This window comes from Rickettsia parkeri (genome assembly GCF_051427245.1).
Classification (GTDB): Bacteria; Pseudomonadota; Alphaproteobacteria; order Rickettsiales; family Rickettsiaceae; genus Rickettsia; species Rickettsia rickettsii.
On the sequence record NZ_CP195774.1, the window covers coordinates 192,876 to 206,472 of the forward strand.

Sequence of the window (13,597 nt, forward strand, 5' to 3'; positions counted from 1 at the left end):
GGCAATAAGCATGATATTTTAAGACACCAGTTTTTGTTGGTAATTCTCTTTTAATTTTTGAAAATCCTCATCGGCATGGTATGAAGAACGGGTTAGCGGGCTTGCCGAAACCATCAAGAATCCTTTTGTTTTTGCTACTCGCTCTAGATATTTAAACTCTTCCGGCGTAACATATTTTGCGACCTCAGCATGATTTTTGGTAGGCTGCAGATACTGCCCGATAGTTAGGAAATCAACCTTTGCTTCTCTTAAATCATCTATAACCTGTACTACTTCATTTATTTCTTCCCCAAGTCCTACCATCATACCGGATTTTGTAAAAATTTCAGGAGATAATTTTTTAATATTATGAAGTAAGCTTAAAGAATTATAATATCTAGCCCCTGGTCTAATCGTTTTGTATAAAGACGGTACTGTTTCGACATTATGGTTAAAAACGTCAGGTTTTGCGTTTGCTATTATTTCAGCTGCTCCTTCTTTTCTTAAAAAATCGGGTGTTAGAATCTCAATAGTAGTATTTGGCGATGATTTTCGGATTTCGCTAATACACTCCGCAAAATGTGACGCTCCGCCATCCTCAAGATCATCACGATCGACGGAAGTAATTACTACATGCTTAAGATTTAGCTTTTGTACCGCCTCCGCTAACCTTTGCGGTTCATACGGATCAAGTAAATCCGGTCTACCCGTTTTAACGTTACAAAACCTACAAGCTCTAGTACAAACCGAACCTAAAATCATCACCGTTGTATGTTTTTTTGACCAGCATTCACCAATATTAGGACAAGCAGCTTCCTCGCACACAGTATTTAATCTCAGATTCTTTATTAAATCTTTTGTATTATAGTACTCTGTAGAATTAGGAGCTTTTACTTTTATCCAATCAGGTCGTTTATTTAAATTAGCCATAAAACGGAAATAATTCAATTAATTTTGTCACTTCATTTAATACTTTCTGCTCAAGAGCGCTATTATCTTCATTATTTTTTAAGCCGTCTAAAATATCTGCTACCATATGACCGACTAATACAAAATCCTTTTCTTTAAAGCCTCTAGTAGTACATGCGGGAGTACCAAGGCGAATACCTGAAGTGATAAAAGGCGAAGTTTCATCAAACGGGATAGCATTCTTATTACACGTAATCCCTGCTCTATCCAAAGAATTTGCGGCAAGCTTACCCGTGATTCCGTCTTTACGCAAATCCACTAAAACAATATGATTATCGGTACCACCTGTTAATATATCATATCCTCTTTCTTGCAAGCTACTTGCTAAAGCTTTAGCGTTACTTATTACCTGCTGAATATAACTTTTATATTCAGGCTGCAAATTTTCTAAAAAAGCTACGGCTTTTGCAGCTATTATATGCATTAACGGACCACCTTGTAGTCCTGGAAATAATGCAGAATTTATTTTGTGACCTATCGCTTCATCGTTAGATAAAATTAAACCGCCTCTTGGACCTCTAAGTGTTTTATGAGTAGTAGAGGTAACAGCGTGAGCATAAGGAATAGGGCTTTGATGCTCACCTGTGGCAACAAGTCCTGCAATATGAGCAATATCTGCCATAAAGTAAGCTCCTACTTTATCCACGATTTCTCTAAATTTTGCAAAATCAATACTACGAGGATAAGCAGAAAAACCGGCTATAAGTAATTTTGGTTTATGCAAATCCGCTAAGCGTTCAATCTCATCATAATCGATTAAATAAGTCTCTTTATTTACGCTATAAGAAACGGTGTTAAACCATTTACCAGACATATTAGGAGCTGCACCGTGCGTTAGATGCCCGCCGCTATCTAAGGACATACCAAGAACCGTATCACCCGGCTGTAATAAAGCAAGATATACAGCCTGATTTGCTTGTGATCCTGAATGAGGTTGGACATTTGCATATTTGCAGTTAAAGAGTTTTTTTACTCGTTCTATAGCTAAATTTTCAGCTTTATCTACTTCCTCGCAACCGTTATAGAATCGCTTACTTGGATATCCTTCGGCATATTTGTTAGTCAGAAGCGCCCCTTGAGCTTCAAGCACAGCAGGACTTACGAAATTTTCTGATGCAATAAGCTCGATTACGCTACTTTGACGTAGCTTTTCATGCTTTATTATTTCATTAATCTCTTTATCCGTTTCGTGTAAATTATTATTAAAAATATTCATTCATCCTCATATTTTTTTGGTTTTGTTGTGTGGATATCTAATCATCATTGCGAGGAAAAATTGAAAATTTTGACGAAGCAATCTCATACCAAAATCCTGAGATTGCCACGCAGCCTACGGCTGCTCGCAATGACGGTTATTTATAAAATTAATCGCAATCTCAAGCCCCCGTCCATCTATTGAATGAGCAAGAAACGTTAATTTATGTCCGCTATGCTCTATATGCAGCTTAGATAAATAGTTTGAAGCATTATACATCTCGCTAACACCGACCACCTCATCTAATTCCCCATGAATCAAGCATATAGGAGTAAGCTTATTATTCACTTCCATAGGTGGAATTAATGCACCCGAAAAACCTATAGTACAGCAAAACGGCTCTTTTTGAACTAGTGTTAAATATAATCCTATCATCGTACCTTGAGAAAAGCCAATAATGATAGTATCTTTGTTGGTTAGATTTAACTCGTCCTGCTTTTGCTTTATTATATCTTCAACCTTAGAAATATTATTTGCAATTAGCTTTGCCATAATATGCGGGCTGCGGTCTTGCAAACTAAACCATTGTCTACCATAAGGCATCATATCATAAGCCTCGATACCATGCGGGGAAATAAAATGACAATTGGGTAAATAATTTTTGATATAAGGCACAAGTCCTATTAAATCATGTCCGTCCGAGCCGACACCGTGCAGTAATACTACTAGCTTCTTCGGCGGCTGCTCTTTACTTTCTACTTCGGGGTATTCTAAATATTTGCTCATGTTTTTATATGTTTATGTACTTAAAATATTAAGGTTGAGTAGTAGTGAAGGTCAATTTCAAAAAGAGCAAGGAGTCTGCAAGGCGAGGAGCGGAGCGTATACTGAATACGTGAACACCGCAGAACTTACTAGACGAATACGCCAATTTTTGAAATTCACCGAGTATACGCTTTCAACATCTTCTCAAGTTCTCCACTTTGATATAACTCTCTAGCAATATCACACCCGCCGACTAATTCTCCGTTAATGTATAATTGTGGGAATGTCGGCCAGTCGCTAAATTTTTTTAAATCTTCACGTAATTCAGCATCAAAAAGTACATTAATATCACGAAATTCTACACCTAATTTATTCAAAATAGCTACTACGGTTCCTGAAAATCCGCATGCAGGCGACTTTTTAATACCTTTCATGAACAATACTACTTTATTATTTTTTATCTCATTTTCTATAAATTTAAAATTTTTATTTTCTAGCATTTTAAGACTCAATAATTTATCTTCTAAAATACACTTTCTATAGCAATATATGCAAGCACAAATAGTTAATAAAATTTTTGAGATTTTTAGCAAGAATAATCCAAATCCGAAAACCGAATTAATATATAAGAATGATTTTACCTTATTAGTAGCGGTAATATTATCTGCTCAAGCCACCGATATATCAGTAAATTTAGCAACTAAATCTTTATTTGCAACTTATGATACACCAGAAAAAATTTTAGAACTCGGCGAAGAAGGACTTAAAAAATATATAAAATCTATAGGACTATTTAACAGCAAAGCAAAAAATATTATCGCATTATGTAAAATATTGATAAGCAATTATCAAGCTTCAGTACCGAATGATTTTAAGGCATTAATTAAACTACCGGGCGTTGGCAGAAAAACTGCTAATGTTGTACTAAATTGCTTATTCGGCATGCCTACAATGGCAGTTGATACGCATGTCTTTAGAGTAGCCAACAGAATCGGGCTTGCTAAAGGCGGTACTCCTGAAATAGTAGAAAAAGAGCTACTGCAGATTATCGATACAAAATGGCTAACGCATGCCCATCACTGGCTAATTCTGCACGGCAGATATATATGCAAAGCTAGAAAACCCGATTGCAACACCTGCCCTATTAAAGAGTATTGCGATTATTATTTTAACCTTAAACAAGAGTTATAGTAAATCTTATAAATTACCAATTATTTCTGAATAATATTCATGTTCTATAGAATTAGGTTTAGGATCAAGTGTTGCTAATGTTTCTAAATGACAAGTAACGAACGGTGCACATTTTACCTTGCCCCCTGCATAGATACGGATGTTTGCAAAACCAAGCGAATTCTCCTTCCATTTGTGCACTAGTTAATTCATGTAATATATTACCGTTTTTATCATAAAGACTAAATAAAGTTTTGTCATTATCCTCAATAAGTTTTATAGGGGTTTGTTTATTATCTAAATTTTCTTGCTGATGTCCTATATATATTTTATCTAAAACTCCTTTTTTCTCATATTCTTTAAGAATTATTTGTGTCATTTCTTTTACCGGTACAGTAATCATATATTCTTTTTTATTAGAATAAATATCTTTGGCACAGGCGGCAATAAAACTATGAAGTTTAACTGCAAGATTTTTATGTTTTATAATAAAAGGTTTTTCTTGATATATTGGAAGTCTTGCTATACCAGAATGCGAAATAAAGCTTGCATTTTGAGAAGTCAGCATGGTTATAAACATCTCTATAGATGAAGTATCACGCGAGTCATATTTTATTGGAAACAAAGGCTACATAATACATCGGTTAAGCCTTGATCATGATAATCTAAGCTAGCGGAAAAGGCATACTTCCCCTTAAAAATTTTTATCACCAGATCATTACCTTGATAAGAACTTTGAAAGCTACTCTGCTTACCCAAAAAATCTTGCCAAGCAGACATATTCGCTCCGTTGACTTTTACCATATAAAAATGTAAATCATCTTCCTGTTTATAATGATGAATTTCTGAATTTACTTTTTGTATTTGTGTCTCTTGTAACTTTTTAAAAATACCCTGTAAATCAGAATATTGTTTATCTATTTTACTGAAATTATACTTAGAACCAAGCCGTAAAGCTCGCCCATATTGCATTTCGATTCCATCCGGGGTTTTATCTTCTTTACATACAGCTTTTATAAATTGACTTAACTGTTCTTCATCTTTAGTAAAATTATTTTTTTTAAATTTCTCTAAGAATTTTTTTAATAAAGCCTCTTTTCTGCGATCTGTCATATTAACATCAATATGATTAGTAATATTTATGCCTGTTTTTAATCTTAAATTCAAAATATCTTCCATATATCTATAGAAGGTATAAATTTCTATAGTTTGGGGCTTAAAAGATGAATTATCATTTAATTGCAAAATAAAATCATTTACTTCTGTCCAATGTTCATAAGTTGATATATCAAGAGCGATAATTTTATCCTTTACTATAATAAGGATTTTGAAGAAAATTAAAAATCTCTTGTAAGCTTATTCCCTCTAAATTTGTACAATCTAAGACACCGTCTTTCATAAAAGATAGTGCTTCTTTCAATTGATCATTGATTTTTCTTTCATTTTATAAATCTTTTAAATATTAATTCTTAAAGAAATATTAAAAATTAATATTTTATCAACAAAATATCTTATGTGATTATAAAGATACGGCTAAGTGATGTGTATAAATACTTTAAATTTTAATATATTTTCAAGTTGACAATTTTTTATATCTAGGCTCAATTTGATAAAGGTAAAATTTATGCGTTCAGCACTTATAACTTCTATATTAGTAGCTGTAGCTTTCTTAACAAGTGCTTGTAATACACAATGCAAGGTGCAGGTCAAGATATACAGGCAGCCGGTAAAAAACTTAAAGATTCGGCAGAAAGCAATAAGCCTCAAAAAGGTTGCGGCTGTCCTCACAGCTCAGCTAACTAAATAATACTGTTTTTTATAATGGGTCGTCTGCCAATTCTTCATTTACTCGGAGTATATATCGCAGACGACTTTTTATTTTTCTGCCTCATCGATTTCTGCTTTTAGCTTTTCTATTTCTTCTTTTGAAAGTTTAGTATATTTAATTATTGTTTCTAGAGGCTCTTTATCAATTAGCATTTCTTTTGCTATTTCAATATTTCTTCTAGCTTCGCCTTCAGCTCTTCCTTCCTCTTTCATCTTTTTAAAAGCACTAGTTTCAATTCTAAGCCACTCTAAACGATTTTCATATTCCTCTCTTTCTGCATCATTTAAATTTATTACCTCAAGCACGGTTAATGCTTTTTTCAATACATCATTATCCAATTCTTTCGGTAAATTATCTTTATTTAATAAATCATTACGTGTTAAAAATGCTAGCCATATATCTAAAGCATTTTTAACTTTCTTGACAACATCAGATAACTCCTCCTTAGGATGCTTAGCAAATTTATTAATCTCTATCGTATGTAACTCTATATCTTTAAAATATACTAAACCACTTTTTATTTCCTTTAACTGAAAAGAATTATGATATTCATCTGTATCTGTAATACTGGTAAAGTTAAGTATGTGTATCCCTATTGTTTTATTTAATGCCACATAATCTGATCCCTCTTTCAGTTGCTCCGTATACATTTTCGCCCAGTAATACAAAGCTCTTTTATCGTAATCCACTTCATCGGTTACTTGGATTTCGATTTATACCTTTTACTGCTTTTACTTTTGGCTTTTATATCAAGTATAGATAGTTTATCGGCTTTAAAATTCTTTGGATTATACGGATTAAGTAATGTTACTTCTACAATCTGATCTTTCTCACTTACTATCGAATTAATAAGCGATATCAATAAATCTTTATTCTCTTCTACTCCGAAGATTTTTTTAAATGCTAAATCTACTCTCGGATTAACTTTTGACATATTATTATGTTACTAAATGTGATTTTCTCTTTATTTTAGCATATTCTGAGGTAAATATTCTACTATAAATTTATATTAAATCTTTTGCTTATTCACCAATCTATATATCTCTTTTTTACTATAAACATCTTTGAATTTGTCATAAACAAGTTCGGTAGTAGTTTTGCTACTTAAGTTTTTACTTAAGCAAAGTTCTATAAATTTTTCTAAATTTTTGTGTTGGTTTTGTTCCTGTATATTTCCTGAAATCAACAATACTATCTCACCTTTTAAAATATTATTTTGATAGAACTCTATTATTTCATCTATATCCCCTGTTTTTATTTCTTGATACAGTTTAGTTAACTCACGAGCTACACATATTTCTCGGTTTCCTAGTATTTCCTTAGCTACCGATAAAGTATTTATCAAACGAGGAGCCGTTTCAAAAAAAATCAAAGTAGCCTTAAGATTTACTAGTTCAGAAAAAATCTTTTTCTTACTTTCTATAGTTTTAGGTAAAAACCCGTGAAATAAAAATCGATCAGTAGGAAGAGCCGATAAAGTTAGAGCAGTAACCGGTGCAGATACTCCCGGTACTACGTCTATATGACAATTAAGATTGCGTATACCTCTAACTAACTTATAGCCGGGATCGGAAATTAAAGGAGTCCCTGCATCAGAAATTAAGCTTATTATATTGCCCGATTTTATTAAACTTATGATATTTTCTCTATCTTTCTCGTCACTATGATCATTATAAATTTGTAATTTTGTATGAATATCATGTTTTGCTAGCAATTTTTGTGATATTCTAGTATCCTCGCATAAGATAATATCCGAATTTTTTAAAGTCGATATAGCACGAAGCGTTATATCTTCAAAATTACCGATCGGTGTTGAAACAATATATAATCCCGGTTTGGAAAGATATCTAATCATAGTTTTTTAATTTTAAGTAACATTATGGCTAGTATAAAACATAAACTACGAATCGTTCTATCATTTTTTTGCTTGATATATTTAACGTCCTGTCAAACTCCTAAAGAAGAACCTATAAGTTTTCCTAAAAAAGAACAAACAGAAATTGAGATTGCAATTTTAATGCCAAATCAGGGTCCTGATAGTATTGTCGGGAAACAATATAAAGATTTAATTAAAATGGGACTTAACGACGGAATCAAATCTTACATACATGTTACTTCTTACGATGGTTCAGACGAAAAAAACGTTTTAGCTGCTATGGATAAAATAGTAGCACGTAAAACTAAGATTATTTTAGGTCCTCTATATTCTAACTTTACCTCTCTAATAGCCGAAAAAGCAAAGGCAAATGATATTATTATAATAACTATGTCAAATAATCCGGCTCTTGCAGAAGATAAATTATTTGTATTCGGTCATGCACCTTTAAAACAACTGATACGTATCATTAATTATTACGCAAGTAACAACCATAAAGATTTTATGGCATTATTACCTAAAGGGAAGCATTCGCAAACTATTAGTCAAGTAATGCAAAATATATTGATTCAGAACAATGCATCATTATCACGCACTGAATTTTATGAGGATAATCCTGAATCTATAGCAAAAGCCGCAAGAAATATTTCAGACAATACCGATATTATAAATGAACATAGCGACACGACAAAACCGGTTATTTATCTATCAGACGATCCAAAAAATTTAAACCTACTTGCTGATAGTATTCGTAAATATAATTTAGATAAAAAGGCTATTTTAATCGGTGATCATCGTATTGATATCGATTACCCTGAAAATATCGATATTAGCTTTACCGGCTCTTTAAATTTACTCAATAGCAACGTTCCGGATAGGGCAAAAGACTTAGGTATTAACCATATAGGCTTCATGCATCTTCTTTCTTATGATTTAGGACGTATGACTGCAAACTATATAGGCAATGAATTTGCATCTGAAAGGTTTTTAAATAGAATGAACAGTAGACAACCTTATATAGGTTTATCCGGTAATATTTATTTCATCGATGGAGTAGCTCAGAGACGATATGATATTATTAGGAAAGAGAATGGGATATATTCTACTGTTTCAGGAAATTAGGGCGTTGTTGTATCTTGGTCACTCAGTGACCTGACCATGTGTTGTACGAATGTTCAGGATGTTATTCCCGCGGAAGCGGGAATCCAGTACTTTAAAGATTTTTTGAAAAGCTCGATTTATCTCGCTTTACTCTGGATTCCCGCTTCCGCGGGAATAACATTGAGTAGGTTTTTCAAGCCATGCAACAAGGCTGGTCAAGCCACAGGATGACAAAGGGACACTAACTAAAGATTAATTATTTATTTTTATCATTATCACTACCGTCGTCTTTCATGCCGTCTTTAAAAGCTTTAAGACCTTTAGCAAGATCGGACATGACTTGCGGTAATTTGCCGGCACCGAATAATACAAAAATAATTAATAAAACTATTAATAAATGGCTAAAGCTCATTCCCATGATATTTTTTTTGCTGTATAAGTTAAAATTTAATTATATAAGATATTATAGCTCTAATCTAGGATAAAATAATTAAAGAAATGTTTACTAAAAAACAATTTTCAGAATTTTTTGCTACTTTTTTTTATATCGGGAAAATAAAATACTGCCCAGGCACTTTTGGATCGATTGCTGCTTTCCCTCTAACTTATTTCTTAATATATTTTATTGTTAATAACAAAATAATCATTCCTTTCTTAAGTCTTACTCTCGGTGAAGCTCAACTTGTCAGTATATTTATTATAAGCTTTAGCCTATGTTTGATACTCTTAATACTCGGCACTTATTTTACTAAAATATATTTAAATTATACAAATTCAGAAGACCCTAAAGAAGTGGTCATTGATGAAGTAGTAGGGCAAATACTAACTATTGTTTTAGTATTTTTTTCCGCTTTATTTGCTAATGAATCGTATTTAATTAAATATTTTAGTCCGCTAACAATAAATATTATATTACTTTTCGTATTACCTTTTTGTCTATTCCGATTTTTTGATATAGTAAAGCCCTGGCCTATTAATTGGTTGGACAAAAATATTAAGGGCAGTATCGGCGTTATGCTTGATGATTTGCTAGCCGCAATATTTGCTGCGGTAACTCAATACACAATTATATTTGTGTTAATAGATATTCGACAATAGATTTGCTATAAAAAAAGATCATTGACTAATTTCTAATATAATAATATGATACGATAAATATTTATAAATTTTTAAAGAGATAGTTTTCATGTTCGCAGTTATAAAAGCAGGTGGAAAACAATATAAAGTAGACAGAAATAGTATTATTAAAGTCGAAAAAATTGATGGAGAACTTGGCTCTAAAATTCAGTTTGATCAAATTTTAATGATTGGCGAATACTCAAAGCCTTCTTTTATTGGGACTCCAATAGTTAAAGGGGCTGTCGTTACGGCTGAAATTACTAACCAACTTAAAGATAATAAAATTATAGTCTTTAAGAAAAAGCGTAGAAAAAATTATCGTCGTAAAGCCGGTCATCGTCAAGAATTGACGGAATTAAAAATATTAGATATTACCAAACAATAATAATAACTTAAAAGGAATTATAAAATGGCAACCAAAAAAGCCGGTGGTAGTTCTAGAAACGGAAGAGACTCGGCCGGTCGAAGGCTGGGAGTCAAAAAAGCCGATGGACAATATGTAATACCCGGTAATATTATAGTTAGACAACGCGGCACAAAAATTCATCCTGGAACGAATGTAGGGCTTGGCAAAGATCATACAATATTTGCTTTGATAGAAGGTAGAGTAGAATTTTTAACTAAGCGAAATCATAAAATCGTGAATGTTAAAGAAATTGCAAGTACTTAAGTATTGCGATTTGATCTACTAGTGTTACGTGGAACGAAAAATGCTTTTTATGGCATTGTTACGTTGATTGGTAAAGTCCACTTGGTCACCCCGTGGCTTGACTAAAGGGCCCATAAAAATAATTTAAAGTACTAATATTATTAGTATTTTAAGCTGGATCCCGCGATCAAGTCGCGAGATGACAATTGAAAACCGTTCCACACAATAATGTCTGTAAGTGCGCTAGATGACGACAGGCGGAAATTAGTTATATAACATAATATTCTATTAGGCTTTCTTTATTTATGGCCTTAATAATTCAAAAGTTCGGTGGCACTTCCGTTGCAAATATTGATAGAATAAAAAAAATCGTTCCTATCATAAAAACCGAAATAGCTAAAAATAACCAAGTAATTGTAGTAGTTTCGGCTATGGCAGGTGTTACTAATCAACTTGTCACATTGTGTAATGAAGTATCAAGCCTTAATAACATTTCTCAATTTGCAGAATATGATGTAGCACTTTCTAGCGGTGAAATAGTCACTGCTTCATTACTAGCGCTCGCTCTTCAAGAAGAAGATATAAAGGCGCGATCATTTCTAGCTTGGCAATTACCGATGCTCACCGATAATAATCATAGTAAAGCTTTAGTAGAATCAATTACTACAGATTTACTAGAAAAATATTTACAGTTAAATACCATCCCTATAATAGCCGGTTTTCAAGGAATTAACAAATCCAATAGGTTAACTACTTTGGGCAGAGGAGGATCTGATACTACTGCCGCCTTAATCGCTGCAGCTATGAAAGCCGATAGATGTGATATTTATACCGATGTAGAGGGAATATTTACTGCTGATCCAAGAATTATTCCAAATGCCAAGAAGATAAAAGAAATAGATTTTTTAGAAATGTTAGAACTAGCATCAAGTGGAGCAAAAGTACTACACCCTAGAGCCGGAGAGTTAGTAATGCGGTATAAAATAGATATGCGTGTTCTGTCAACATTTTCACCGGATACAGAAGGTACGTTAATCACTTCAAAGGATAAAAATATGGAGAATGGGATTATTAACAGCATTACTTCTAATAAAAATTTATTAAAAATATCTGTAAAGAGCATGTCTTTAAGTTTTTTGCAAGTTGCAAATATGATTACACAAAATAATAATCATATTGAGTTTATGCAAGAGATAAAAAATAATGAAGAATATAGTTTTATTACAAATTTAACCGATAAAAATAATTTACAAGCTTTACTGACTAATTTAAAAGATGATAAGCAGATACAAGATTTTACTTTTGATACCGAAATTGCTACAATCTCTCTTATTGGTTATGGGATTAAAAATGATTGTAAATTACTTGAAACGATATTATCAAAGTTAACGAACGATAATATAAATGTTCACATGATACAATTATCAGAAGTTAAAATTACCTTATTCATAAATGATCAAGATGCAGAAAAAACAATTTTTAATTTATATAATCTTTTTAAAATATCTTAGATTCTGCATCTGAAATTTAATTTATAGAAAAAGAAGTGGAACAAACATGGCTCATACTACAGAAAAATTTTATAATTTGTGACAAAAAAAGTTAAAATAGATTAATTTAAATTTCATATATAAGACCTAAATACTTAATTCAATAGCTTAAATTTATTATTTTCATTATAATTATCTTCTATTTACTATTTATTAGTTATATATTAATAAATAAGTCTAAGAGACTATCTATGAAGTTATTTTAACTCTCAATTTTTAGGAGTAAATTTTACAGGAACAAATAATGAGCGAAGATATAAGGTCAAAAGAACGATTTAATCGGATTAACGATATATCAGAAACAAATAAAGATGATCCAGAAGAAATTAGAAATAATTTTAAAAAATTTGTACTGAATATATTAGAAACAGACAATATAACCCCGTATAAGTTAAGTGAAAAAACAGGTACTCATGAAACAGCGTGGAAAAATTTTCTAGATGGTCGTACAAAAATGCCTGATATGGGAGCAATTGTTGCTCTTGCAGATTATAAAAATGTTCCACTAGATGAAGTAATAGGCAGAGATATAAATAAAGCAAAAAAGATAACGGTAGAAATAAAACAAACTCCGGAAATATCGGCATCTATAGCTAAACTACCAAAAGATATACTGCAAGAAGCCATGTTGATAGGAGAAAAAACTAGAGGGTTTATTCATAAACCAACAACTAAAAAGACAAAATCTTTTGCTGAACAAGTTAAAAACTCTAATAAACCGAAAGGAAGGTCTATCTAAATAAAAATATGTTTTTCAATATTGAGCCTAATATAACACTTAAAACCTTACTTGGAAAATAACTTCAAAACGACCAAAATGGCCGACAACACTGCCGTTTACTTCCACTGATATTCCACCACAAAAAATAACTAGCAGTAAAAATACACAGCTAAATCTCGATCGCTTCAGACAAGGTGAATTTAAGGACGAGTCTGCACAGTGTACATTAGTATGTGACTACAGACGAGTTCCACAAAATTCATTAGTATCAAGCGATCGAGATGACACTGTACGAGTAGCCTACGTAGGACATGTAACCTTTTAAATTCAAATAGACGGTTTAAATATCTTAACCGATCCGGTATGGTCGGAGCGGGTTAGTCCTTTTACTTTTACAGGACCAACGAGAGTGGTAAAACCCGGTATTAATTTTACCGATTTACCTAAAATAGATGTTATATTAATAAGCCATAATCACTATGACCATTTAGACATCAGAACAATTAAAGATTTATGGGTACAAGATAACCCTAAGATTATTACACCGCTAATGAATGACGTAATAATCAAAAAACATATTACCGATGCAGAAATTGTTACCTTAGGGTGGGGGGAGAGTCATATAAAGAACAAGAAATACAGCTAAATTCAAAAAGTTTCTAAGAAGATGAAATT

18 protein-coding genes and 1 pseudogene are annotated in these 13,597 nt (G+C 32.1%); 9 read left to right on the forward strand and 10 right to left on the reverse strand.

Features of this window, described 5'->3' with window-relative positions; translation table 11 throughout:
- Positions 1–18 precede the first annotated feature (18 nt).
- From lipA to grxD, 4 genes are all read right to left on the reverse strand, one after another.
- Positions 19–909: a lipoyl synthase gene (gene lipA, locus ACSFFC_RS01205; RefSeq protein ID WP_004997515.1), complete on the reverse strand. Its 891-nt coding sequence runs from the start codon at positions 907–909 to the stop codon at positions 19–21.
- Positions 902–2,164, reverse strand: coding sequence for a serine hydroxymethyltransferase (gene glyA / locus ACSFFC_RS01210; protein WP_014411037.1), 1,263 nt, complete (start codon positions 2,162–2,164; stop codon positions 902–904). The genes lipA and glyA overlap by 8 nt, the downstream gene beginning before the upstream one ends.
- A gap of 114 nt (positions 2,165–2,278) precedes the next feature.
- The gene (locus ACSFFC_RS01215; RefSeq protein ID WP_014411038.1) at positions 2,279–2,929 is read right to left on the reverse strand and encodes an alpha/beta hydrolase family protein; all 651 of its coding nucleotides are present in this window, start codon (positions 2,927–2,929) and stop codon (positions 2,279–2,281) included.
- Positions 2,930–3,084: 155 nt separating this feature from the next.
- The gene (gene grxD / locus ACSFFC_RS01220; protein ID WP_012151266.1) at positions 3,085–3,408 is read right to left on the reverse strand and encodes a Grx4 family monothiol glutaredoxin; all 324 of its coding nucleotides are present in this window, start codon (positions 3,406–3,408) and stop codon (positions 3,085–3,087) included.
- A gap of 49 nt (positions 3,409–3,457) precedes the next feature.
- On the opposite strand from grxD, the gene nth reads away from it, so the two are divergent.
- Entirely contained in the window at positions 3,458–4,099 is a 642-nt protein-coding gene (nth, locus tag ACSFFC_RS01225; protein WP_014411039.1) for an endonuclease III, read from the forward strand.
- Between the two features lie 64 nt (positions 4,100–4,163).
- Here nth and ACSFFC_RS01230 read toward each other — a convergent pair whose 3' ends face one another.
- Together ACSFFC_RS01230 and ACSFFC_RS01235 are read right to left on the reverse strand one after the other, a co-directional pair.
- Complete coding sequence (locus ACSFFC_RS01230) at positions 4,164–4,703, reverse strand: hypothetical protein (protein WP_014411040.1); 540 nt, start codon at positions 4,701–4,703, stop codon at positions 4,164–4,166.
- Positions 4,691–5,323 (reverse strand): hypothetical protein, encoded by a 633-nt coding sequence (locus tag ACSFFC_RS01235; protein ID WP_499217208.1) that lies wholly within the window; start codon positions 5,321–5,323, stop codon positions 4,691–4,693. Before ACSFFC_RS01235 ends, ACSFFC_RS01230 begins: the two co-directional genes overlap by 13 nt.
- A gap of 379 nt (positions 5,324–5,702) precedes the next feature.
- On the opposite strand from ACSFFC_RS01235, the pseudogene ACSFFC_RS01240 reads away from it, so the two are divergent.
- Positions 5,703–5,881, forward strand: a pseudogene (locus tag ACSFFC_RS01240) (entericidin A/B family lipoprotein).
- Between the two features lie 72 nt (positions 5,882–5,953).
- Here ACSFFC_RS01240 and ACSFFC_RS01245 read toward each other — a convergent pair.
- From ACSFFC_RS01245 to rsmI, 3 genes are all read right to left on the reverse strand, one after another.
- Complete coding sequence (locus tag ACSFFC_RS01245; protein WP_331270834.1) at positions 5,954–6,595, reverse strand: Rpn family recombination-promoting nuclease/putative transposase; 642 nt, start codon at positions 6,593–6,595, stop codon at positions 5,954–5,956.
- 8 nt (positions 6,596–6,603) lie between these two features.
- Positions 6,604–6,840: a PD-(D/E)XK nuclease family transposase gene (locus ACSFFC_RS01250; protein ID WP_010977728.1), complete on the reverse strand. Its 237-nt coding sequence runs from the start codon at positions 6,838–6,840 to the stop codon at positions 6,604–6,606.
- A 75-nt stretch (positions 6,841–6,915) separates the two neighbouring features.
- A complete protein-coding gene (gene rsmI, locus ACSFFC_RS01255; RefSeq protein ID WP_014273773.1) occupies positions 6,916–7,761 on the reverse strand; it encodes a 16S rRNA (cytidine(1402)-2'-O)-methyltransferase in 846 nt (281 codons plus the stop codon).
- Between the two features lie 24 nt (positions 7,762–7,785).
- Between rsmI and ACSFFC_RS01260 the strand changes: the two genes are divergently transcribed.
- Positions 7,786–8,904: a penicillin-binding protein activator gene (locus ACSFFC_RS01260; RefSeq protein WP_014411043.1), complete on the forward strand. Its 1,119-nt coding sequence runs from the start codon at positions 7,786–7,788 to the stop codon at positions 8,902–8,904.
- Positions 8,905–9,139: 235 nt separating this feature from the next.
- Here ACSFFC_RS01260 and tatA read toward each other — a convergent pair whose 3' ends face one another.
- Entirely contained in the window at positions 9,140–9,301 is a 162-nt protein-coding gene (gene tatA, locus ACSFFC_RS01265) for a twin-arginine translocase TatA (RefSeq protein ID WP_004997483.1), read from the reverse strand.
- A gap of 80 nt (positions 9,302–9,381) precedes the next feature.
- On the opposite strand from tatA, the gene ACSFFC_RS01270 reads away from it, so the two are divergent.
- The 6 genes from ACSFFC_RS01270 to ACSFFC_RS01295 all read left to right on the forward strand — a co-directional run bounded on the left by ACSFFC_RS01270 (position 9,382) and on the right by ACSFFC_RS01295 (position 13,568).
- Positions 9,382–9,981: a phosphatidylglycerophosphatase A family protein gene (locus ACSFFC_RS01270; RefSeq protein WP_014411044.1), complete on the forward strand. Its 600-nt coding sequence runs from the start codon at positions 9,382–9,384 to the stop codon at positions 9,979–9,981.
- Positions 9,982–10,069: 88 nt separating this feature from the next.
- Positions 10,070–10,387, forward strand: coding sequence for a 50S ribosomal protein L21 (gene rplU / locus ACSFFC_RS01275; RefSeq protein WP_004997480.1), 318 nt, complete (start codon positions 10,070–10,072; stop codon positions 10,385–10,387).
- A gap of 24 nt (positions 10,388–10,411) precedes the next feature.
- Positions 10,412–10,672 carry a 50S ribosomal protein L27 gene (gene rpmA, locus ACSFFC_RS01280; protein WP_004997475.1) on the forward strand — a complete coding sequence of 87 codons (261 nt, stop codon included), beginning with the start codon at positions 10,412–10,414 and terminating at the stop codon, positions 10,670–10,672.
- Positions 10,673–10,956: 284 nt separating this feature from the next.
- The gene (locus ACSFFC_RS01285; RefSeq protein ID WP_014273776.1) at positions 10,957–12,162 is read left to right on the forward strand and encodes an aspartate kinase; all 1,206 of its coding nucleotides are present in this window, start codon (positions 10,957–10,959) and stop codon (positions 12,160–12,162) included.
- 283 nt (positions 12,163–12,445) lie between these two features.
- A complete protein-coding gene (locus ACSFFC_RS01290) occupies positions 12,446–12,940 on the forward strand; it encodes a hypothetical protein (RefSeq protein ID WP_014411045.1) in 495 nt (164 codons plus the stop codon).
- A 328-nt stretch (positions 12,941–13,268) separates the two neighbouring features.
- Positions 13,269–13,568 (forward strand): MBL fold metallo-hydrolase, encoded by a 300-nt coding sequence (locus tag ACSFFC_RS01295; RefSeq protein WP_231283017.1) that lies wholly within the window; start codon positions 13,269–13,271, stop codon positions 13,566–13,568.
- Positions 13,569–13,597 lie beyond the last annotated feature (29 nt).